At 63.5% G+C, this 20,686-nt stretch carries 19 protein-coding genes; 6 read left to right on the top strand and 13 right to left on the bottom strand.

Annotated elements, in window-relative coordinates; genetic code table 11:
* Positions 1 to 48 precede the first annotated feature (48 nt).
* The 6 genes from ASU23_RS27085 to ASU23_RS27060 form a co-directional block, all read right to left on the bottom strand.
* Positions 49 to 1,545, bottom strand: coding sequence for an amino acid permease (locus tag ASU23_RS27085; protein WP_007731185.1), 1,497 nt, complete (start codon positions 1,543 to 1,545; stop codon positions 49 to 51).
* An 86-nt stretch (positions 1,546 to 1,631) separates the two neighbouring features.
* Entirely contained in the window at positions 1,632 to 2,591 is a 960-nt protein-coding gene (locus ASU23_RS27080) for a cation diffusion facilitator family transporter (protein WP_042450115.1), read from the bottom strand.
* An 8-nt stretch (positions 2,592 to 2,599) separates the two neighbouring features.
* Entirely contained in the window at positions 2,600 to 3,832 is a 1,233-nt protein-coding gene (gene manA / locus ASU23_RS27075; RefSeq protein WP_042922158.1) for a mannose-6-phosphate isomerase, class I, read from the bottom strand.
* Entirely contained in the window at positions 3,833 to 4,927 is a 1,095-nt protein-coding gene (locus ASU23_RS27070) for a hypothetical protein (RefSeq protein WP_058039087.1), read from the bottom strand.
* 163 nt (positions 4,928 to 5,090) lie between these two features.
* Positions 5,091 to 6,464, bottom strand: coding sequence for a phosphomannomutase/phosphoglucomutase (locus tag ASU23_RS27065; RefSeq protein WP_058039086.1), 1,374 nt, complete (start codon positions 6,462 to 6,464; stop codon positions 5,091 to 5,093).
* 127 nt (positions 6,465 to 6,591) lie between these two features.
* Entirely contained in the window at positions 6,592 to 6,978 is a 387-nt protein-coding gene (locus ASU23_RS27060; RefSeq protein WP_007731177.1) for a DUF3499 domain-containing protein, read from the bottom strand.
* Between the two features lie 79 nt (positions 6,979 to 7,057).
* On the opposite strand from ASU23_RS27060, the gene ASU23_RS27055 reads away from it, so the two are divergent.
* Entirely contained in the window at positions 7,058 to 7,546 is a 489-nt protein-coding gene (locus ASU23_RS27055) for a metallopeptidase family protein (RefSeq protein ID WP_003940797.1), read from the top strand.
* Between the two features lie 175 nt (positions 7,547 to 7,721).
* On the opposite strand, the gene ASU23_RS27050 is transcribed toward ASU23_RS27055, so the two are convergent.
* Complete coding sequence (locus ASU23_RS27050) at positions 7,722 to 8,000, bottom strand: WhiB family transcriptional regulator (protein WP_020907098.1); 279 nt, start codon at positions 7,998 to 8,000, stop codon at positions 7,722 to 7,724.
* 380 nt (positions 8,001 to 8,380) lie between these two features.
* Between ASU23_RS27050 and cofD the strand changes: the two genes are divergently transcribed.
* The 3 genes from cofD to ASU23_RS27035 are packed head-to-tail and all read left to right on the top strand — an operon-like array spanning position 8,381 to position 11,320.
* Positions 8,381 to 9,373, top strand: coding sequence for a 2-phospho-L-lactate transferase (gene cofD, locus ASU23_RS27045; protein WP_003940958.1), 993 nt, complete (start codon positions 8,381 to 8,383; stop codon positions 9,371 to 9,373).
* On the top strand, positions 9,370 to 10,755 hold the full coding sequence (locus ASU23_RS27040) for a coenzyme F420-0:L-glutamate ligase (RefSeq protein ID WP_054187629.1): 1,386 nt from the start codon (positions 9,370 to 9,372) through the stop codon (positions 10,753 to 10,755). The genes cofD and ASU23_RS27040 overlap by 4 nt, the downstream gene beginning before the upstream one ends.
* Positions 10,756 to 10,759: 4 nt before the next feature.
* Positions 10,760 to 11,320 (top strand): NUDIX hydrolase, encoded by a 561-nt coding sequence (locus tag ASU23_RS27035; protein ID WP_003940680.1) that lies wholly within the window; start codon positions 10,760 to 10,762, stop codon positions 11,318 to 11,320.
* On the opposite strand, the gene ASU23_RS27030 is transcribed toward ASU23_RS27035, so the two are convergent.
* The 4 genes from ASU23_RS27030 to rfbD are packed head-to-tail and all read right to left on the bottom strand — an operon-like array spanning position 11,311 to position 14,990.
* Entirely contained in the window at positions 11,311 to 12,081 is a 771-nt protein-coding gene (locus ASU23_RS27030; RefSeq protein ID WP_003940765.1) for an SGNH/GDSL hydrolase family protein, read from the bottom strand. The genes ASU23_RS27035 and ASU23_RS27030 overlap by 10 nt on opposite strands.
* Before the next feature lie 32 nt (positions 12,082 to 12,113).
* Positions 12,114 to 13,196: a sugar phosphate nucleotidyltransferase gene (locus tag ASU23_RS27025; RefSeq protein ID WP_037125580.1), complete on the bottom strand. Its 1,083-nt coding sequence runs from the start codon at positions 13,194 to 13,196 to the stop codon at positions 12,114 to 12,116.
* Positions 13,193 to 14,107, bottom strand: coding sequence for a glycosyltransferase family 2 protein (locus ASU23_RS27020; protein ID WP_058039085.1), 915 nt, complete (start codon positions 14,105 to 14,107; stop codon positions 13,193 to 13,195). Before ASU23_RS27020 ends, ASU23_RS27025 begins: the two co-directional genes overlap by 4 nt.
* 43 nt (positions 14,108 to 14,150) lie before the next feature.
* Positions 14,151 to 14,990, bottom strand: coding sequence for a dTDP-4-dehydrorhamnose reductase (gene rfbD, locus ASU23_RS27015; RefSeq protein ID WP_054802243.1), 840 nt, complete (start codon positions 14,988 to 14,990; stop codon positions 14,151 to 14,153).
* 114 nt (positions 14,991 to 15,104) lie between these two features.
* Between rfbD and ASU23_RS27010 the strand changes: the two genes are divergently transcribed.
* On the top strand, positions 15,105 to 16,589 hold the full coding sequence (locus ASU23_RS27010) for an LCP family protein (protein ID WP_042922195.1): 1,485 nt from the start codon (positions 15,105 to 15,107) through the stop codon (positions 16,587 to 16,589).
* A gap of 21 nt (positions 16,590 to 16,610) precedes the next feature.
* The gene (locus ASU23_RS27005) at positions 16,611 to 17,324 is read left to right on the top strand and encodes a TIGR03089 family protein (protein ID WP_058039084.1); all 714 of its coding nucleotides are present in this window, start codon (positions 16,611 to 16,613) and stop codon (positions 17,322 to 17,324) included.
* Positions 17,325 to 17,327: 3 nt separating this feature from the next.
* On the opposite strand, the gene ASU23_RS27000 is transcribed toward ASU23_RS27005, so the two are convergent.
* Together ASU23_RS27000 and ASU23_RS26995 are read right to left on the bottom strand one after the other, a co-directional pair.
* Positions 17,328 to 19,778, bottom strand: coding sequence for an ABC transporter permease (locus ASU23_RS27000; RefSeq protein WP_058039083.1), 2,451 nt, complete (start codon positions 19,776 to 19,778; stop codon positions 17,328 to 17,330).
* Entirely contained in the window at positions 19,775 to 20,572 is a 798-nt protein-coding gene (locus ASU23_RS26995) for an ABC transporter ATP-binding protein (protein WP_042450120.1), read from the bottom strand. The genes ASU23_RS27000 and ASU23_RS26995 overlap by 4 nt, the downstream gene beginning before the upstream one ends.
* Positions 20,573 to 20,686: the final 114 nt, after the last annotated feature.

Raw genomic sequence — 20,686 nt, 5'->3', positions numbered from 1 at the left:
TACTACTGATTTTGTACAAGTGATAGACAAATCATAAACTTTGTACATTTACTCGATTTCGCCGCGTTCACGCTTCCCGATCATCGAATGCTGCCTGCTGTAGGCAAAATAGATGACAACGCCGAGGGCCATCCAGACCACGAACCTCATCCAGGTCTCCACCGACAGGTTGAACATCAGCCACAGACACGCGAGGACGGCCAGAATCGGGACCAGCGGGACCAGCGGCACCCTGAATCCGCGAGGTAGGTCGGGACGCGTCCGACGGAGCACGAGAACCCCGATCGAGACGAGAACAAAAGCGAACAGTGTGCCGATGTTGACCATTTCCTCGAGGGTGCCGATCGGAAAAACGCCGGCGAGCACCGCGACCACGACGCCGACCAAGATCGTGATCCGCACAGGGGTTCCGTGCTTGCCGGTCGGCGCCAGGCGTCGTGGCATCAGACCGTCGCGTGCCATCGCGAAGAGCACCCTGGTCTGCCCGAGCATCAGCACCATCACCACTGTCGTGAGACCGGCCAACGCACCGAACGAGATGACGTTTTTCGCCCACGTGATGTCGTGGAAGGCGAATGCCGTTGCCAGGTTGGAGGTATCGCCCTCGAGTTCGGTGTATTTCACCATCCCCGTCAGCACCAGTGTCACCGCCACGTACAGAACGGTGACGATCAGGAGAGAACCCAGGATGCCGCGTGGCAGCGCCTTCTGCGGCTCCTTCGCCTCCTCCGCCGTCGTGGCGACGACGTCGAAGCCGATGAACGCGAAGAACACCAGACTGGCTGCCGCGAGCAATCCGTACCACCCGAACGTGCTGCCACCGGCCCCGGTCACGTACGAGAACAACGACTGGTGGATGCCCTCTCCCGTCGAGCCCGGCTCCGACGGCGGAATGTACGGCGAGTAGTTGTCGGTGTCGATGTAGAAGAGGCCGACGACGATCACCAGCAACACCACCGCGACCTTGATCGCCGTGATCACCAGCGACACCCTCGACGAGAGTTTTGTGCCGGTCGCGAGCAGGATCGTGATGACAGCGATCACCAGCACCGCACCCCAGTCGAACGAGATCGGCCCCAATTCGACGATCGGGCTGCGTGAGCCCATCACTTCGCCGAGGTACAGCGACCAGCCCTTGGCGACCACCGAAGACGCCAAGGCGAATTCGAGGATGAGATCCCAGCCGATGATCCAGGCGACGAATTCGCCGAATGTCGCGTACGAGAACGTGTACGCGCTACCGGCAACCGGGACCGTCGACGCGAATTCGGCGTAACACAGCGCTGCCAGTCCGCAGGCGATGGCGGCAATGACGAACGCGAGCGAGACCGACGGCCCAGCGACATTTCCCGCCGTCCGAGCCGTGAGTGTGAAGATGCCCGCACCGATGACGACTGCGACACCGAACACCGTGAGATCCCACGAGTTCAGTTCTTTCCGGAGTTTGGTTTCCGGCTCGTCGGTGTCCTTGATGGACTGCTCGATCGATTTGGTTCGAAACAGCTTCGACCGTCCAGATCCGGCCTGCTCGTCCTTGACAGCCATTGCCGCCTCCTTGCTGGGGACCAACAGGTCCCACCATGGGCAAGTAGAGAGATGGCATCAGCCTAAGCCCGCAGGCGCAGCTTTGTTCAGGGTTTGTCGGGGGCCTGTAGATCTGTTTCAGGGCGATCTCCTGCGCTGAGACGATCCAGGTCCGGCTCGAGGTAGATCACCCGCGCCGCAGGCACTGCAGCGCGCACGCGAGACTCGGCCTCGTCGATCGCCGTCGCCACGTCCGAGATCGTCGATCCGATCGGCACCGCAACCTTGGCAGCAACAAGGATCTCCTCGGGACCGAGGTACTGCGTCTTGCAATGAATCACGCGTTCGATACGAGTTCCGTCGACCAGGGCGTTGAGGATCAGTTCGGTCTCCACCGCCGTTGCGCCCTCACCGATCAGCAGCGACTGCATTTCGATGATCAGAATGATCGCGATGATGCCGAGCAGGACACCGATGCACAGAGTTCCGATGCCGTCGAAGACCGGATTTCCGGTCACCATCGTGAGGCCGACGCCGCCGAGTGCAAGGACGAGACCGATCAATGCGCCGGTGTCCTCGAGCAGCACAACCGGGAGTTCTGGGCTACGAGAGGTTCGGATGAAGTTCCACCACGACGCATTTCCCTTGAGCGGTCGTGATTCCTTCGCTGCGGTCCGGAAGCTGTAGCCCTCCAGACAAATCGCTATGACAAGAATCGCGATTGCCACGAAAGCCGAATTGAGTTCTTCCGGATGCTGAATCTTGTGAATGCCTTCGTAGATCGCGAACAGCGAACCGAGGGTGAAGAGCACCAGTGCAACGACGAACGAATAGAAGTATCGGTTGCGCCCGTAGCCGAACGGGTGCAGTTGATCCGCGTCACGTTCTGCCTTCTTCTGCCCCAGGAGCAGCAAACCCTGATTGGACGTGTCGGCCACCGAGTGCACCGATTCGGCGAGCATCGACGACGATCCGGTGATCAAGAATCCGGCGAACTTGGCTACGGCAATTCCGGCATTGGCTCCGAGGGCCGCCAGAATTGCCTTCTTGCCACCATGAGCCGACACAATGTCTCCTAGTTTCCGACTACGGCACTGAAAACCTGCGCAGTCGGGGTCCGTGTGCTCAGGTGTATCGCGGGCTCGTCGGCAGCGATCCACGCCGCTCGGCCTCGATCGAGGTCGAGAGTGTCAGTGCCGCACGTCGCAGTGACCGCGCCGTCGGTGCAGATCAGAATCCGCGGGCCTGAAGCGTCGACGACGATGTCCGTGGAATTCGCGTCGAACTCCAGACGCGTCAAACGAAATTCGGGCGCCGGCGTGACGTACTCGTATCTACCTGATCCTGACTGACCTGATCCAGATGACGGGGCCGGATCGAGCACTTCGATATCGGCCCCGACGAAGTCCAGAACCCTCAGCAATTCGGGCACGTCGACGTGCTTCGGTGTCAGCCCACCACGCAGAACGTTGTCGGAGTTGGCCATGATCTCGACCGCGAGTCCATGGAGATACGCGTGGAGATTGCCGGCAGCGAGAAACAGTCCTTGGCCGGGCTCGAGGGTGACGCGGTTGAGCAGCAGTGCCGCCAGAACACCGGCGTCGCCGGGGTACGCCTCGCTCAATTCCAGCGCGGTGCGGATCTCGGTCACGAATTCGGCGTCGTGGTGCGCGACGTAGGTGATGCACCCGGCAAGTACGGCAGGGAGCAAGGTCCCGAGCACCGTGGACGGCAGCGTGATCCATGTCGTGAACAACGCCCGCAGTCCGTCGGAATCGGGTTGGCCTTCGAGCAGACCGATGTACGGCTCCAACTCGTCGACGGCCAGAGCGCGCAGCAGTTTGACAGTCCGCGTCGGCTCGCGGAATCCGGCAAGCGCTTCGAATCTGCTGAGCGCGACAACGAGTTCGGGCTTGTGGCTGCCGTCCTTGTAGTTGCGAATCGGCGATTCCATGGGAACGCCGAGTGCGTTCTCACGACGAAAACCCTCGTCGGCTTGAACGGCGCTGGGGTGCGCTTGAAGCGACAGCGGTTCTTCCGCCGCAAGCAGCTTGAGCAGGAATGGGAGTCGCTCACCGAATGCCTCGAGGTTCTCACGGCCGAGTTCGCGTTCGGGTTCGCGGTGCAGGACCTCGAGCAACGACTCGCTTCCGGATTCGGTGATCACGCGCGCCGGGTCACCCGGGTGCGCGCCCAACCACAATTCCGCTTCGGGATGATTCGACGGAGTCGAAAGACCGCGTAGTTCGGCAATTGCCGTTCGCGAGCCCCACGCGTAAGAACGAAGTGCACCTTCGAGTTCACGCACTTACTTCGCACCGCCCGTCAACTGCACGTACGCCGCGGCCATGTCTATTCGAGACGCCAACACGAATACCTGCTCCATCTCCGATATGACCACGTTGGTCTGGTCTTCGTCTGCCGCAACCACCAGGTCGGCGTCAGCCAGTGCGTCCATCCGGCGCCTCGCCTCCCCGCGCGTGGATTCGGTCGCGAAGACGAACGCCCGCGCCGGCGGGGTCGGCAGCGCGCCGTCGAGTTGCGGATCGTGAAAGAAGGGGTCGTGGAACACCGAATCACGTGAAGCTGCGTCCGGCGCGAACAGTGCCCGCGCCGAACGAATCACCTCGGAGATCTCGGCGGCAGCGGCGTTCAGGCCGGAGCTCATCAACGCAACGCTCGAGAACTCTGCGAGTGCTGTTGTCACGGAACCACTTCCACACAGAACGACTCGCCGGCCGCTCATCCTGGTGGCCAACGACTTGGCCGGGTTGTGGAATACCTCGTTGGCAGGTCCGTCCCGCAGCGCCTCCGCATCAACTGCGTCGGCGATTCGACCGAGCACCGCCGAACGGTCCTCGATCGATCCCTTGCCCTCGATTTCGGCGGCAACCGCGAGGAAGACGGCGAGGAACCGCGTCATAGTGTGCCGGGGCGAGGCGTAGAGCCGCGGTGGCAAGGGCATGGTGCGCCCGGCCGCCACGGCTCGCATGGGCCCCTCGTCGGGAACGGCGACAACAACCTCGGCGCCGCGGCGTACGGCACTGTCAACGGATTCGACGAGGCGTGGATCACCGGCATCGTCACCGGCGACGACGATCACGTCCAATGGCCCGGCCCACGACGGCGTCCGGTCGAGAACGAGGAGCGGGCAACCGACCGAATCTCCGACGAGAGCAAGCGCGATCCTGGCTCCGTGCCGGGCGCCACCCGCGCCGGCGATGAGTACGACGCTGCGCGGACGCAGACCGGCCAATCGGGAGATCACACCCTCACCGACGGCCGACGCGGTGGCCCGAATCTGTGCGCCGCCCATGGCTACAGACCGCAGTAGCCCTTCCGAATCGGCAGCTGACAAACCCTCGCTGTCGTCGAGGTCGAGAAGCGGCATCGGCGCTGTCATCTCACCGCACCCCCTTCTCCGTTAGCAGTTCCCGCACCATCCAGCATTCCAGCTCCACGCGGTCCGTGGTGGCAAAGCCCTCGTTCCCGAGGCCGTCGTTCCTGAGATAGTCCCCCAACTATCCCAGGGCTTCGGCTCACCGACAAACCGATCAGACTCGGATTCAAGCCCGGACGATCGCCAGAATTTCGTTCACCAATGCGTCGACATCGGCGGACGTGGGTGCTTCGACGTTGAGTCGCAGCAGTGGTTCGGTGTTGGACGCGCGCAAGTTGAACCAGGCATTTCCCTCGAGGCTGACCGTGACACCGTCGAGGCGATCCACCGACTCGGTGCGGTCGGCAAATGCCGCCAGTACAGCGGCCGTACGATCTGCCGCGTCAGCCACGGTGGAGTTGATCTCGCCCGAGGCCGCGTAGCGGGTGTACTCCGCCATCAACTCGGAGAGCGGACGATCCTGCTCGCCCAGTGCGGCGAGTACGTGCAGCGCCGCGAGCATGCCGGAGTCGGCGCCCCAGAAGTCGCGGAAGTAGTAGTGAGCGGAGTGCTCGCCGCCGAACACCGCACCGGTCTCGGCCATCTCCTGCTTGATGAACGAGTGGCCGACTCGGGTACGAATAGCGACGCCGCCGAGTTCTTCGACCAGTTCGGGCACTGCCCGTGACGTGATCAGGTTGTGGATGATCGACGCGCCCGGTTCCTTCGCGAGTTCGCGCTTGGCGACAAGTGCCGTCACCGCGGACGGCGAGACCGGGTCGCCCTTCTCGTCTACGACGAAGCAACGGTCCGCGTCACCGTCGAACGCCAAGCCGATGTCCGCTCCGGTTTCGCGCACGTAGGCCTGCAGGTCGACGAGGTTGGCCGGATCGAGCGGATTGGCTTCGTGGTTGGGGAACGTGCCGTCGAGCTCGAAGTAGAGCGGCAGGACGTCGAGGGGCATCGGCCCGAATACGGCCGGCGCGGTATGGCCGCCCATACCGTTGCCTGCATCGACTGCGACCTTCAGCGGGCGCAACGCAGCCAGGTCGACCAATCCGCGGAGGTAGCTCGCGTATTCCTCGAGGACGTCCTTGGTGCTGGCGGTGCCTGCCGATCCGTCGTACGCGGGAACACCCGAGACGACCTCGGCAGAGATGACTGCGAGGCCGGTGTCCTGACCGACCGGCTTGGCGCCGGCCCGACACATCTTGATGCCGTTGTACTTGGCGGGATTGTGGCTCGCCGTGAACATCGCGCCCGGGCAGTTCAGCAAACCGGATGCAAAGTAGAGCTCGTCGGTCGACGCCAATCCGATGTAAACGACGTCGAGCCCTTGAGCAAGCACGCCGTCACCGAAAGCCGAAGACAGTGTGGGCGACGATGCGCGCATGTCGTAGCCGATCACAACCGTCGTGGCGGCGCCGGCCTCGTCGCGGACCAGGCGGGCGAACGACGCACCGACGTCGCGGACAAAATCTTCGTCGATCTGCTCACCGACCACACCGCGTACGTCGTACGCCTTGATGATTGCAGCAACCGACTCGGCTGTTCGCCCCACTGAAAACTCTCCTTGTGCATGCACCCTCACAGACGGGAACGTCCGGGCGCATGGCGTCCGGAGATTCGCAGTACTCGGGTGTGGAAGTACTCGGTCGAGCCTAGCGTCTACGGCGACGAATCTCGCGTCAGTTGGACGGGTCGGGCAGAACGCGTAGGTGTCCACGACGCCCTGTACGGGCAGTACTCGGAGCTGCGGGACGTATGTCCTCATCTGCATCGACGTTGGACTTGCTGCGATCTCCGAGACCGGCCTCACGTACAGCTTCGGCCAAAGCGGTCAGATCGTCTTCGTCGGGAGTACTCGACGCGAATCCGCCTTCGTGGCGGACGAGTTCCCACCCCTTGGGGGCGGTGATTCGAGAGCCGTGAGTGTCACACAAATCCCATGAATGGGGCTCGGCGACGGTTGCCAGCGGCCCGACAACCGCAGTGGAGTCCGAGTAGACATACGTAAGCGTCGCGACGGCGGGGTTCTTGCACCCGGGGCGGCAGCAGCGACGCAGAGATCTCACAGGTACGGAGCCTAGCCCTCCCCACGTCCGGAACCTACTCGGACACACCGAGCAGTTTCTCCTGTCGTAATCTGGCGCCATGCCACAAGCCCGCCGCCGACGCTCGGTCACTACTCGTTCCATCGAGCGACACGGCCGTGGCCTGCGCGGACCGCTACTTCCCCCGGAGGTGCCCGCCAGGCGTACCCGCGCGGAGAAGTTCGATCTCCTGGTGCTCGACGCCTTCTCTCCCGTCGACCTCGCATGGCACGACCGGCTGACGAAACTCGACATCGCAGTGGACGAAGTTCCGAAGATTCACGCGCACGATCCGGAGTCCGTCACATGGCCGCCGGAGGTCATCGCAGACGGCCCGGTTCCACTGTCACGACTGATTCCGGCCGGAATCGACCGTCACGGAAATACGACTCGCGCAAGAATTGTGCTGTTTCGCCGCCCATTGGAGCAGCGAGCGAAGGATCCGGAAGAACTCACGGATCTGGTGCACGACGTGTTGGTCCATCAAGTCGGCACGTATCTGGGCGTCGACCCACAGGTCATCGACCCCACGCTGCCCGACGAGGACTGATACTGCCCGACGAGGACTGACGCACTGTCAGACGAAAAAACTGATGTCACACGAAGAAGTAAATCCACACGAAGAACAAAACAGTCGTTGCTTGACCTGCAATTCCCCGTTGCAGGTCAGACTTTCGAAGACCGCCCGTCAGCCCCGACGCTGACAGAACCGATTCAGCAGCAGATCAGATGATCCCCCGCTTGAGTCGCCGACGCTCGCGCTCGGACAACCCTCCCCAGATTCCGAACCGTTCGTCGTTCGCGAGCGCGTACTCGAGGCACTCGTCACGAACTTCACAACCGAGGCAGATCCGTTTTGCTTCCCTCGTCGATCCTCCCTTTTCAGGAAAGAACGCTTCGGGATCGGTCTGCGCGCAGAGAGCACGCTCCTGCCACTGATCCTCGATGGTGTCGAACAATTCTTCGAAGCCGGTGACGAGACTCAGCACTGGCCGAGTACTCATACCGTCGAACTCACTGCTGCAGGCACCTTCTGCTGCGCCTGCTCGGGAATCGGTCTGCGGTTCGTCGCTTACTGTCATTGCGAGAGAACTGATCTCGACATTTTCATTGGGCATCGTTCCGCCTCCTCACCTGTAATAGCGCAGAATTTTCACTCCATCTTCAACCCCACCCCGTCGACCGTTCGAAACTGTGTTCGAAACCGGCCCCGCTGCAAGTGAACTCACAAGTAGCGGTTGGAATGACACATTTGAGATTACACACGTCCAGCGTGTCGCGGTCAAGCTAAACGAGATGAATCCATTAGTATTCCGGCCCTCAATTGACGGGACCTTCTGCCCGCCAGACACGACGACGCGCCGACCGCCTAGGCTCTGTTGTCGTGAACGTGACTGTATTGGTTGGCGGCGTCGGCGGGGCCCGTTTCCTTCAAGGTGTTCAAAACGCGCTCGGAATCGCCGGTGGTGAATCCCTCGAGAAATACGAAGGCCCACATCGCATCACGGCCGTCGTCAACGTCGGGGACGACGTGTGGATGCACGGTCTGCGCATCTGCCCCGATCTGGACACTTGTATGTACACACTCGGCGGCGGCATCGACACCGAACGCGGGTGGGGGCACGCCGGCGAAACCTGGAATGCGAAAGAAGAACTCGCCGCGTACGGCGCGAAGCCGGACTGGTTCGGCCTCGGAGATCGCGATATCGCAACGCATTTGATTCGCAGCCAGATGCTCCGCACGGGATATCCGTTGTCCGCGATCACCGAAGCGTTGTGCAATCGCTGGAACCCCGGTGTCGCACTGCTTCCCGTGAGCGACGACCGCAGCGAAACACACGTCGTGATCACCGATCCGGAAGACGGTGAGCAGAAGGCGATTCATTTCCAGGAGTGGTGGGTACGCCATCGGGCACAGGTGGAAACGCACAGCTTCGCTCACGTCGGCGCCGAGCAGGCCAAGCCCGCGCCAGGGGTGGTCGAGGCGATCGACGGTGCCGACATCGTGCTGATCGCACCGTCCAATCCCGTCGTGAGCGTCGGCGCAATCCTCGCGGTGCCCGGCATTCGCGGTGCCCTGCGAACAACCGCGGCCAAGGTTGTCGGCCTCTCCCCCGTCATCGGCGGAAAACCGTTGCGCGGCATGGCTGACGAGTGCCTCGAGGTGATCGGGGTCGAGACGACTTCGGAGGCGATCGGTCGCCACTACGGAGCTCGTTCGATCAACGGCATTCTCGACGGCTGGCTCGTCGACGAAGGTGACACGGCCGACATCGACGGGGTGGACGTGCGAAGCATCCCACTTTTGATGACGTCCCCCGAAGAGACCGCGAAAATGGTTCGCACGGCTTTCGAGATCGCCGGAGTCGAACTGTGACCGAGCCCGGAACCGAAGCAAGCCGCGACAGAAATCACTCTCCCGGTGATCACTCCCCCGGCGCCGCAATCGAAGTCATTCCCGTGCTCGGGCTTCCCGAGTTCCGGCCCGGAGACGACTTGGCCACCGCTGTCGTCGACGCGACGCCGTGGCTCGAGAGCGGCGACGTGGTTGTCGTCACGAGCAAGGTGTTCTCCAAAGTCGAGGGTCGCATCGTTTCCTCACCGACCGATCCGGAAGAGCGCGACGCGGCACGACGCCTCCTGGTGGATCAGGAAGCCGTCCGCGTCGTGGCACGCAAGGGCCGCACTCTGATCACCGAGAACAAACTCGGAATCGTGCAGGCCGCATCGGGCATCGACGGCTCCAACGTCGACGGTGCCGAATTGGCGCTGCTCCCCGTGGATCCGGATGCGAGCGCTGCGGGTCTGCGCGCCCGAATTCTCGAGAGCACGGGCAAGTCCGTCGCCGTCGTCGTCACCGACACGATGGGTCGTGCGTGGCGCAACGGGCAGACCGACGCCGCAATCGGTTCCTCCGGCATTCCGGTCCTGCACGGCTACCTCGGAGCACAGGACAGTCAGGGCAACGATCTGATCGTCACCGAGATCGCGATCGCGGACGAAATCGCCGCTGCGGGCGACTTGGTCAAGGGAAAGCTGGGCGGCGTTCCCGTCGCCGTCGTTCGTGGGCTTCGGTTCGAGGACGACGGTTCGAGTGGCCAGGATCTGATTCGCCGCGGCCCGGACGATCTGTTCTGGCTGGGCACCGAGGAAGCTACGGCGATGGGCCGTGGCCAGGCGCTGCTGTTGCGTCGATCGGTCCGACAGTTCGCAAGTGATCCCGTCGACGCGGAGATCATTCGCAGCTCGATCGCCGAGGCACTCACCGCTCCCGCACCGCACCACACGAGACCGGTTCGATTCGTGTGGCTACGCACGGAGTCGGTCCGCACGGCTCTTCTCGAGCAGATGCGCGAGAAGTGGGCCGCCGATCTTCGCGCCGACGGTCGCAGTGACGAATCCGTCGAGGCCCGGGTTGCCCGCGGAAACATCCTGTTCGACGCCCCCGAGGTCGTCATTCCCTTCTGCGTGCCCGATGGCGCACACAGTTATCCGGATGCCAGACGAACCGCGGCGGAGTCGACGATGTTCACGGTCGCCGCCGGCGCGGCAGTGCAGGGACTGCTGGTCTCGTTGGCCACCCGCGGCGTGGGAAGCTGCTGGATCGGATCGACGATCTTCGCCGCTGATCTCGTACGCGAACAACTCGATCTCCCGGCGGATTGGCAGCCACTCGGTGCCATCGCAATCGGGCACCCCCTCGAACCACTGACTCCTCGCTCTGTCTCCGCCCCCGGGGACGCGTTGGTGGAGCTGTAGGTCCATGTCAGCCGAATCGCTGCACGCCTCCGCCAAGGGCGTCCTGGAGGGCTGGGAGACGTCCTCCGAAGCGGACGAATCGTTGCGGCACACGATGCTCGCGTTCCTCGATTCGGCTCCGGACGGCTGCCTTCGTCGCCACGCACCGGGACACATCACCGCGTCGTCTCTCGTTCTCGACGAGAGTGGCTGCCACGTCTTGCTGACCCTGCATCCCAAGGTGGGCAGGTGGATTCAGCTCGGCGGCCACTGCGAGCCCGACGACGAGACGGTGGTAGATGCGGCATTGCGGGAAGCTCGCGAGGAGTCCGGAATTCACGACGTTCGGATAGACGCGGACCTACTCTCGGCCCACACGCATCCGATCACGTGCTCACTCGGAGTACCGACTCGCCATCTCGATCTACGGTTTCTTGTTGTGGCGCCGGACAATTCACATATCGTCCGCAGCGCAGAGTCCACCGACCTCAGATGGTGGCCGGTGGACGCGCTCCCACCTACAGCGGAACGCGAGACCATCGACCACCTGGTCGCGCTCGCCCGTCAGCGCAAGAATCAGGACTGAATCGGAGAAAGCTGGGGCTGTTTGGCGCTCACGCCGTCGCCCGAAGATGTTCCCTTCACGCGCCGAGCTACCCACGGCACCAAGAACTCTCGCGCCCATTGACGATCCTCGCGACGAGTTTCGGCTTTCGTGAGAACCGGCGCAGGCCCGAGATCGGGCGGGGTCAATCCGTGTTCGACACCAAGCACGTCGAGCACACGCGTCGCCATGTTCTCGTGCCCGGAGGGCGACATGTGGAGGCGATCCCAGTCCCACATCCGAAGGTCCTGATATTCGGAGAATCGCCAGAAGTCGACGAGGGTCGCGTCGTGGCGGTCGGCCACCTCGCGAACAAGCTCGTTGTAGATCGCCAGACGTCCGCGGAGCTTGCCGAAGAAGGCGGACCATCCGGTGTCGTACGCGGTGAACATCAGAACCCGAGCGCCGGATGCAGTGAGCTGACCGATTGCCGAATCGTAGCGGGCGACCATCGCATCGATGTCGAGCTTCGGACGCATCATGTCGTTTCCGCCGGCGTAGATGGTCACCAGATCGGGCTTCAACGCCAGAGCGGGTTCCAACTGCTCGTCGATGATCGGTCCGAGTAGGCGACCACGAATCGCCAGGTTGGCGTAGCGGAAGTCGGGATTGTTCACCGCCAGCTGCTCGGCCACTCGGTCTGCCCACCCGCGCAGACCATTGGGGAATCGTTCGTCGGCGTCGCCGACGCCCTCGGTGAACGAGTCACCGAGGGCAACGTAACGGCTCGGAAGAGAAGTCATACCCGCCAGTATTCCAGTAGGTCAGCTAACGATCACACATCTGTGCTGAAGCGCACGCCACCGTCCGGCAGCGTCACCCCCGGCCACACGCGTGCGCCGCGCAACAATTCACACCGCGCACCGATGTCCGCGCCGTCTCCGATGACAGCGTCGCGGACCAGCGCTCGGGGTCCGATACGGACGCCGAATCCGAGGATCGATCGTTCGACCACCGCCCCGGCTTCCACAACGGCGCCGTCGAAGAGAATTGCACCGTCGAGGCGAGCGCCTGCACCAACTTCTGCGCCTCGACCGACAACCGTGCCGCCGATCAGAACAGCGCCCGGCGCGATTCCGGCTCCGGGGTGAACCAGCGACTCGCCGCGCGGACCTTCGAGAGCCGGCGAAGGTGCGATACCTCGCACCAGGTCGGCGGAACCGCGAACGAAGTCCTCGGGGGTTCCCATGTCACGCCAGTACGACGAGTCGACGTGGCCGAACACCCGCTTGCCCTCGGCCAGGAGATTCGGGAACACCTCGCGCTCGACCGATACCGGTCGTCCTTCGGGGATCTGTTCGATGATCTCGCGCTTGAAGACGTAGCAACCGGCGTTGATCTGATCCGTCGGCGGATCCTGAGTCTTCTCCAGGAATGCCGAGACTCGTCCGTCCTCGTCGGTCGGAACGCAACCGAATGCTCGCGGGTCTCCCACACGAACCAGATGCAGGGTCACGTCGGCGTCCGTCTTCTCGTGGGTCTCGAGAATGCCGTTCAGATCGGTGCCACCGAGCACGTCGCCGTTGAACACCATGACGTTGTCACCGCGCAACTTCGGCAGCACGTTGCGGATTCCGCCACCGGTGCCCAGCGGTTCGGTCTCGAAGACGTAGTCGATCTCGAGGCCCATCTTGGAGCCGTCGCCGAAGTAGTCCTCGAATACCTCTGCCTTGAAGGACGTTCCGAGCACGACGTGCTTGATTCCGGCTGCCTCGATGCGGGCGAGCAGGTGCGTCAGGAACGGAAGGCCGGCTGTCGGAAGCATCGGCTTGGGCGCCGACAGCGTCAACGGACGCAGCCGAGTGCCCTTGCCGCCTACCAGGATTACGGCGTCGGTCGGATTCGGATCGGACATCATTTTCCCCCGTGGTTCGAAACTGATGGGTTGTCGGTCGAGTTGTCGGTGCGAGCGCGCTCGCGAACTGCAGAAGCTACGGCGATCTTGGATCGCACCGCGAGGCCACCGCGCAAGGCAAGTCGTAGCGGAGCCTGCCACCAGTGCGGATGGCGATCAGCCTGGAACTGGTACGCACTGCGATGATGGGCAGGCAACATCAGTTCCGGATGACGTCCTGCCGCATGGCCTTTGGCATGGGTGACGACGGCCGAGGGGACGAATACGTTGAGCCACCCGGCGTTTCCGAGGCGGTCACCGAAGTCCACGTCCTCCATGTACATGAAGTAACGAGAGTCGAAACCGGAGATGGTGTCGAAGGCGTCGCGTCGCACCAGCAGGCACGACCCGGAAAGCCACCCCACTGCACGCTCGGTGACGGCCTCGTTCTCCTGACGGTAACGAGCAGTCCACGGGTTCTTCGGCCATACGGTACCGAGCAACGCGTGCCCGACGCCCGAGGTGATGTCGGGCACCGTTCGCGCCGACGGATAGACACTGCCGTCCGGTTCGAGGACCTTCGGCCCCAGTGCACCGGCCCTTGGCCACCGATTTGCCGCAGCCACCAATTCGTCGAGTGAACCGGGTGCCCATTGGACGTCCGGGTTGGAAATCACGACGAATTCGATCGACGAATCGATCTCCGCTACAGCCCGATTTATCGCTCCCCCGTACCCGATGTTTCCGCCGGTTCGAAGCAGACGGACATGCTCGTACTTGGCATCGGCGGCCTCGGGGGCACCATCGGTCGACCCATTGTCGGCCATGATGACCTGGGGTTTTTCTGTCGTCGCCACAGCGAGCGTGCTCAAGAAATTCTCGAGATGCTCGCCTGGCGAGTAGGTCACCGTTACCACGGCCAGCTTGGGACTCACGCCGGTCAGCCTAGCCGTCCGCGGCCACTGTCCCGAACAATGCTCACGCCAGAGCGGCGTGCAGAGCCTCTCGCCACGGACGCAGCGGCGTCATTCCCGCGGTAACCCACGCGCGCTCGGACAAGACCGAATATGCCGGGCGCGGGGCAGGGCGTACGAACTCCGCACTACTGCACGGGCGCACCCGAGCAGGGTCTGCTCCGATCTCCTCGAAAACAGCTCGCGCCAACTCGTACCAACTTGCTTGCCCGCCGTTCGTCACGTGGAATGTCGACGCACCCGTGAAGTCCAGCAGCGCGAGTTCGACGATGCCGCCGGCCAGATCGACGCTGTACGTGGGTGACCCGATCTGGTCGTCCACGACGTTCACGAATTCGCGTTCGGCTTCGAGCCTTCTCATCGTGGCGACAAAATCCGTGCCGACACCGGAATACACCCACGCGGTGCGGACAACGGCCGCGTCAGCCCCCGACTCTCGAACAGCGATCTCGCCGTCCAGTTTGGTTCGGCCGTAGACCGTCGCGGGACCGGTCGGTGCATCGACGTCGTATGGCGAGCTTGCATCGCCCGGAAAGACGTAGTCCGTCGAAACGTGGATCAACCGCGAACCCGCCCGCGCACAGGCTTGCGCGAGATTCCGCGGTCCGATCTCGTTGACCGCCCTCGCCGCCTCCTGGTCGGTCTCGGCAGCATCGACGGCCGTGTACGCAGCGCAGTTGATCAGCACCGAATCAGGCGAGACGAAGTCGTCGACCGCGCGGCTGTCGGTGATGTCGAGCTCGCGGGAACCGACGGCCGTCACAGTGTGACCCGCCGACGTTGCGAGAGCATCGATACGTGTTCCGAGCTGCCCTCGGGCGCCGGTGAGCAGGATATTCGTCACACGGTTGAGTCTGGCACGCCGCGTCGAGGTACCCGCGGCCGAGCATCGGACCAGTAACCTGAAGGGGTGTCCCACCAGCAACCGCAGCGCCGCGCGCGTCCACGACCTGCGCCGATTCGGACCAAGACGAGCCCGGCTCGCATAGCGGTCGCGGTGCTGTCCGTGCTCGTACTGCTGGTCACCGGGTTCGCGTGGCGGGGTGTGGACTCGTTGAGAAACAGCCTTGCCACTGCCAGCGGACTCGGCCTCGGTGGCGGCAAGGACGGCGCCATCGACATTCTGATGGTGGGAACGGACAGTCGAACGGACGCGCACGGCAACCCGCTCTCACAAAGCGAGCTCGACTCGTTGCGCGCAGGTGAGGAAGTTGCGTCCAATACCGACACCATCATCTTGATCCGCGTCCCCAACGACGGGAGTTCCGCGACCGCGATCTCGATTCCCCGCGACGCGTACGTCAACGTCCCGGGTATCGGTATGTCGAAGATCAACGCCGCGTTCGGTGCCACCAAGGAAACCGAACGGCTGAAGTTGGTCAACAACGGGTCGTCCGACAGCGACGCAGACAAGAAGTCGACGGAAGCCGGCCGGACCGCGCTCATCGGAGCGGTGGCGAATCTGACCGGCATCACCGTCGATCACTACGCCGAAGTCGGACTACTCGGATTCGTCCTGCTGACCAACGCAGTGGGCGGAGTCGACGTGTGCCTCAACGCGCCGGTAGACGAACCGATGTCCGGAGCCAATTTCGCGGCCGGGAAACAGACACTCGACGGTGCCGACGCGCTGAGCTTCGTGCGACAACGACACGATCTTCCTCGCGGCGACCTGGACCGGATCGTTCGCCAGCAGGTGTTCATGGCTTCTCTCGTCAGCAAGGTACTCAGCGCAAAAACCCTCAGTGACCCCGGCAAGCTCAGCCAGCTGACCTCGGCTGTCCAGCGTTCCGTCGTGATCGACGACGACTGGGACATCATCGAATTCGCCAAGCAGTTGCAGAATCTGGCCGGCGGCAAGGTGCAATTCGAGACCATTCCCGTTCTCGACATCAACGGCATGACCGATTACGGCGAGTCCATCGTCAAGGTCGATCCCAAGGCCGTCAAGAAGTACATCGCCGGATTGGTCGGCGCCGACAGCGAGGACTCGGAGGAGACCTCCGAAGCACCGACCACGGTGAATGCGTCCTCGATCACGGTCGACGTCGCAAACGCCAGTGACGTCGCAGGGTTGGCCAGCGGTGTTTCCGAAGCGTTGAGTGCCCTCGGGTACAAGCAGGGTCAGGTCGGCAACAACACCGGCTCCGACGTCACCGAATCGACGGTGTTCGCAAAGTCCGCGGACGACGACGCAGCACTCGCGGTGGCCGAGGCACTCGGCGGTCTGACGGTCAAGGAGGATTCGTCATTGTCCTCGGGCAAGGTTCGGGTTGTCATTGCCGAGGACTACAGCGGCCCGCAGTCCGCGGACGCGGTATCCCCGTCCGAAGGAGCGACAAGCACGACTGAATCGTCGAGCACCACCGAGACCAGCCCCACTCCCGCCCCTCCCGGTCCGCCGATCGACGCGGCCTCCAACGGCCCGCGCTGTGTCAACTGAACCGCTGCGTAAGCTGATTAGGTGCCTTCGCCTGTAGACAACCTGACCGACGCCCTCCTCGGACCGATCCTGGCTGCCGACCCGGCCGGCCCTCGCGTGACCTACTACGACGACGCCACCGGCGAGCGCATCGAATTGTCTGCGAGCACTCTGGCCAACTGGGCGGCAAAGACAGCGAATATGGTCCGCGACGAGTTCGCTCTCGAGCCCGGCGGCAAAGTTGCCGTGCTGCTTCCCGCGCACTGGCAGAGCGTCGCCGTCTTGCTGGGTGTGTGGTGGGCAGGCGGTGAGGTGGTCCTCTCCCCCGACGCCGACGCCGAACTGGCTTTTGTCACTGCCGACCGACTGGACGATGTTGCGGACGTACCGGAGGTATCCGCACTCTCACTCGACGCGTTCGGCAAAGGTTTGAGCGATCTTCCGCTCGGCGTCGCCGACTACGCAACCTCCATCCGTGTGCACGGCGACCAGTTCCGTAGCGCCGGAGCCGGTTCGGCGCTCGAAGGCCGGTCCGTAGCGGACACGATCGACGCGGCACGGGCATCGGCGAAGAACGTCGAATTGGTGTCGACGGATCGTGTCCTCTCCAGTCGCACGTGGGACACGGCAGACGAATTGATCGACGGGCTTCTGGCAGTTCTCGCCGCGGGCGCCTCACTCGTGCAGGTGGCCCACCCGGACGCGGAAGCTACCGCGCGCCGAGTGGGCACCGAGAAGGTCACGAAACAGTTCTGAACGCTAGCTCGCGAGAGCTGTCACCGGTGACACCAGCCCCGCCCGCCTAGCGGGAAGCAGTGACGCGATCACACCGCAGATTCCGCCGATCAACACGATGGCTACCAACTGCACCCACGGCACTGCGCTGAGGGCGACGTCCTCGATCCCGAATACCGATGCGGTACCGGCTACACCGAACACCATCCCGAACAGCACTCCGATCACCGATGCGACTCCTGCCACGAGCAGCGCTTCCCAGATCAACATGGCTCGAATTCCCTTCTTGGTCAGTCCGAGTGCGCGAAGCAGTCCGGATTCGCGGCGCCGTTCGAGAACGGACAGTGCCATGGTGTTTCCGACGCCGATCAAAGCAATCAACACCGCTACCGACAGCAATCCGGCAACCACCATGAGCATGGTGTCGAGGATCGAATCGAGAGCTGAACGCATCTCGGTCATGCCCTGAACATCGCTGCCCGGCGCTTCCTGGCGTGCCAGTTCCGTGATGCGGTCGGTGGCGGCCAAAGCCTGTTCGTCAGTATCCGTCCCCAGCCTTACCCAGTACGAATCGGTGGTCGGCGCGGTGGCCGCTGCACCGAGATCGCCTCGATCCAGTAGTGCTGGTTGACCTTTCACGCCCTCGACCACGCTGACGTTCACGACGCCGCGATCCCCACGCACCGTCGCCGTATCGCCCGCCGAAAGCTTGTATTCGGTCAGGTCAGCGGGCGAGAGCACCAACTGACCGGCCGCGGGTACCGAGATCTCGGTACGCAGAACATCTTTCACCCGCGCAGCGTCGACGCCGAATCCGGCCAACGAACCGCGCCCGTCGATCGTCAGTTCGGCCTTGTCCAGACCGCTCACCGCGCCGACACCGTTGACCGCGGCGATGTCTGTGCCCAACCCTGCGGGAAGCGGTGCCGAACCTGAACTGCTCACCATGACGTCGACGGGGAATTGACTGTCCATCGCCGCGGGTGCGGCTTCCTTGACCGTCGCGATTCCCACGACGAGCGTGCTCGTCAAGGCAACACCGATCAACAATGCGGTGGCCGTCGCCGAGGTGCGGCGTGGGTTCCGACCGGCGTTGCCTGCTGCCAGGCTTCCCACCGGACCGATCAGTCTCGCCAACACTCCGCCGGCCGCATTGATCAGTGCAGGCACGATTCGACCGGACAGTGCCGCGATCCCCAGGAACGAGAACAGTCCACCGGCGGTTGCCGCCGGCACCTGCTGATTCGTCACTCCCAGGACGGTCATCGCGATGCCCGCGAGCAGGATCACGACGCCGAGAACCCGGCGCACCACCGATACCTGAACGCTCTCGGGCTTGGACTCCATCGGCTGCAGTGCTGCCAGCGGGGAGAGCCTCGTTGCCGCCCTCCCGGGCGCAGATGCAGCGAGCATCGTCATCACGATGCCGACGGCAAGACCGACGAGCACGGTCACCGGGGTGACGCTCAGTGACGAAAGAGGAACCGGCACATCTGCGGCCGTTGCTACGCGACCGATTGCCCAGGCAAGTCCGACACCGAGTCCGACGCCGATCACCGAGGCGATCACGCCGACCGCCGCGGCTTCACTGCGAATGCTCCGGCGAACCTGTTTGGCCGTGGCGCCGACGCATCGCAGCAACGCAAGTTCCTGAGTGCGCGCCGCGAGCAGCACGGCAAATGTATTGGCGATCACCAGCGCGGCAACAACAATGGCGATGGCGCCGAAGGCGAGCAACACCGTGCTGAGGATCTTGGTGCCGCCCATGTATTCGGCTGCGGCGTTGTCTGTGGCTTCTTCGCCGGTCAGCACGGTGGAGTCCGCGGGCAACGCGCTCGAGATCGAATCCACGAGTTCTTGCTGAGAGCGTGAACCGTCACCGGCGACACGGAACTCACGTTCGGCACTGTCACCGGCCCACGCGCTCACCTGCTCGGCGGTGGTGAATATCTTGATCCCGCCCAGTCGTTGCGCCGAACCGGAGAGGTCGACCAGTCCGACTACCTCCGCGGTGGGTGCGGCGGCACCGACCGTCGAATCCCGTGCCGTGACTGTGATTCGGGCACCGATCGGTATCCCGGAGTCCGCGCTCACCAACACCTGCCCCAGACCAGCCGGAATCGATCCCTCCGACACCTTCTCCCAACGCAATTCGGGATTGTCGGCAATCGAGAGCGCATCCCCGTAGGACGCGCCCTTTGCCTCGGAGTCGACACGAACATAGGTCGACACGTCGTCGGCCACCGCCGAGACGCCCGGCACCGCGCTCAGCAGTGCTTCTGTCACGCCTGGACCGGACGCGACGACATCTGTGGTTTCGTATTGCGTCGCAAGTGATTTGCTCACACTCGCGTCGACCGTCGAGCTCAAGGTCAAAGTCGCGACGATGTATCCGACGGCGATCACCACCGCGAGTATCGACGCCACATAGCGCCCAGCATGTGCCCGCGCCTGCGCAAAAGCCAGACCTCTCATCGCAGTGCACCCGAAACTGCAGGAACATCGGCCAGGTCGTCGGCACCGAGAGCTCGCATGGCACCGATCACCGAGTCGACGGTGGGATGGTCGATCTCTCCGGCTATACGCCCGTCCGCGATCAACACGACTCGATCCGCGTACGACGCCGCCACCGGATCGTGTGTCACCATCACGACCGTCTGACCGGTCTCCCGGACACTGGTGCGCAAGAGTCCCAGAACCTCTGTCCCGGAACGGGAATCCAGGTTGCCGGTAGGCTCGTCGGCAAAGATCACGTCGGGCTGCGGCAGTAGTGCGCGGGCGACGGCTACGCGTTGCTGCTGACCGCCGGACAATTCGTGCGGCAGGTGGTCGAGGCGCTGCGACAGGCCCAGCTTGCCGATCACCTCGTCCATCCACTCGGGCGAGGGTTCACTACCTGCCAGCTTCATCGGCAGCAGCATGTTCTCCCGAGCAGTGAGCACCGGTAGCAGGTTGAACGCTTGGAAGACGAATCCGATCCGCTCGCGTCGCAGTTCGGTGAGCTCCGTGTCGCCGAGTTTCGTGACTTCGGTGTCGCCCAGGAAAACCTGCCCACCCGAGACCGTGTCGAGTCCGGCCAGGCAGTGCATGAGCGTCGACTTTCCGGAGCCGGACGGGCCCATGATCGCGGTGAACCGCTCGCGACCGAAGTCCACGTCGACTCCGCCGAGCGCGTGAACCGTGGTCTCACCGGTGCCGTACACCTTGGTGACACCGCGGGCAGTGATCGCCGGCACTGCGGCTGGTTCCGTCGTGGTGTGCGCATGCATTTTTTGCCCTCCGTAAAGCTTCTCGCTATGACGGAATCGACGTTATTGCAGCGCAAGTGGTCTCCGCGTCGGAGTGCGGGGCGATCTTGGACAGCCCGGTGTCATCCCGGGGTA

Origin of the sequence: Rhodococcus sp. KB6 (assembly GCF_001445685.1) — a bacterium.
GTDB classification, from domain to species: domain Bacteria; phylum Actinomycetota; class Actinomycetes; order Mycobacteriales; family Mycobacteriaceae; genus Rhodococcus_F; species Rhodococcus_F qingshengii.
This window is presented reverse-complemented; position numbering and strand designations above follow the sequence as displayed.

Excerpts from the sequence above, each read along its gene's own strand:
- ASU23_RS27025 (WP_037125580.1), bottom strand. The coding sequence starts at position 13,196 with ATGATGTCCGATCCGAATCCGACCGACGCCGTAATCCTGGTAGGCGGC.
- ASU23_RS27035 (WP_003940680.1), top strand. The coding sequence starts at position 10,760 with ATGTCAGCCGAATCGCTGCACGCCTCCGCCAAGGGCGTCCTGGAGGGC.
- ASU23_RS27055 (WP_003940797.1), top strand. The coding sequence starts at position 7,058 with ATGCCACAAGCCCGCCGCCGACGCTCGGTCACTACTCGTTCCATCGAG.
- ASU23_RS27030 (WP_003940765.1), bottom strand. The coding sequence starts at position 12,081 with ATGACTTCTCTTCCGAGCCGTTACGTTGCCCTCGGTGACTCGTTCACC.
- ASU23_RS27050 (WP_020907098.1), bottom strand. The coding sequence starts at position 8,000 with ATGAGTACTCGGCCAGTGCTGAGTCTCGTCACCGGCTTCGAAGAATTG.
- ASU23_RS27000 (WP_058039083.1), bottom strand. The coding sequence starts at position 19,778 with ATGAGAGGTCTGGCTTTTGCGCAGGCGCGGGCACATGCTGGGCGCTAT.
- ASU23_RS27085 (WP_007731185.1), bottom strand. The coding sequence starts at position 1,545 with ATGGCTGTCAAGGACGAGCAGGCCGGATCTGGACGGTCGAAGCTGTTT.
- ASU23_RS26995 (WP_042450120.1), bottom strand. The coding sequence starts at position 20,572 with ATGCATGCGCACACCACGACGGAACCAGCCGCAGTGCCGGCGATCACT.
- ASU23_RS27070 (WP_058039087.1), bottom strand. The coding sequence starts at position 4,927 with ATGACAGCGCCGATGCCGCTTCTCGACCTCGACGACAGCGAGGGTTTG.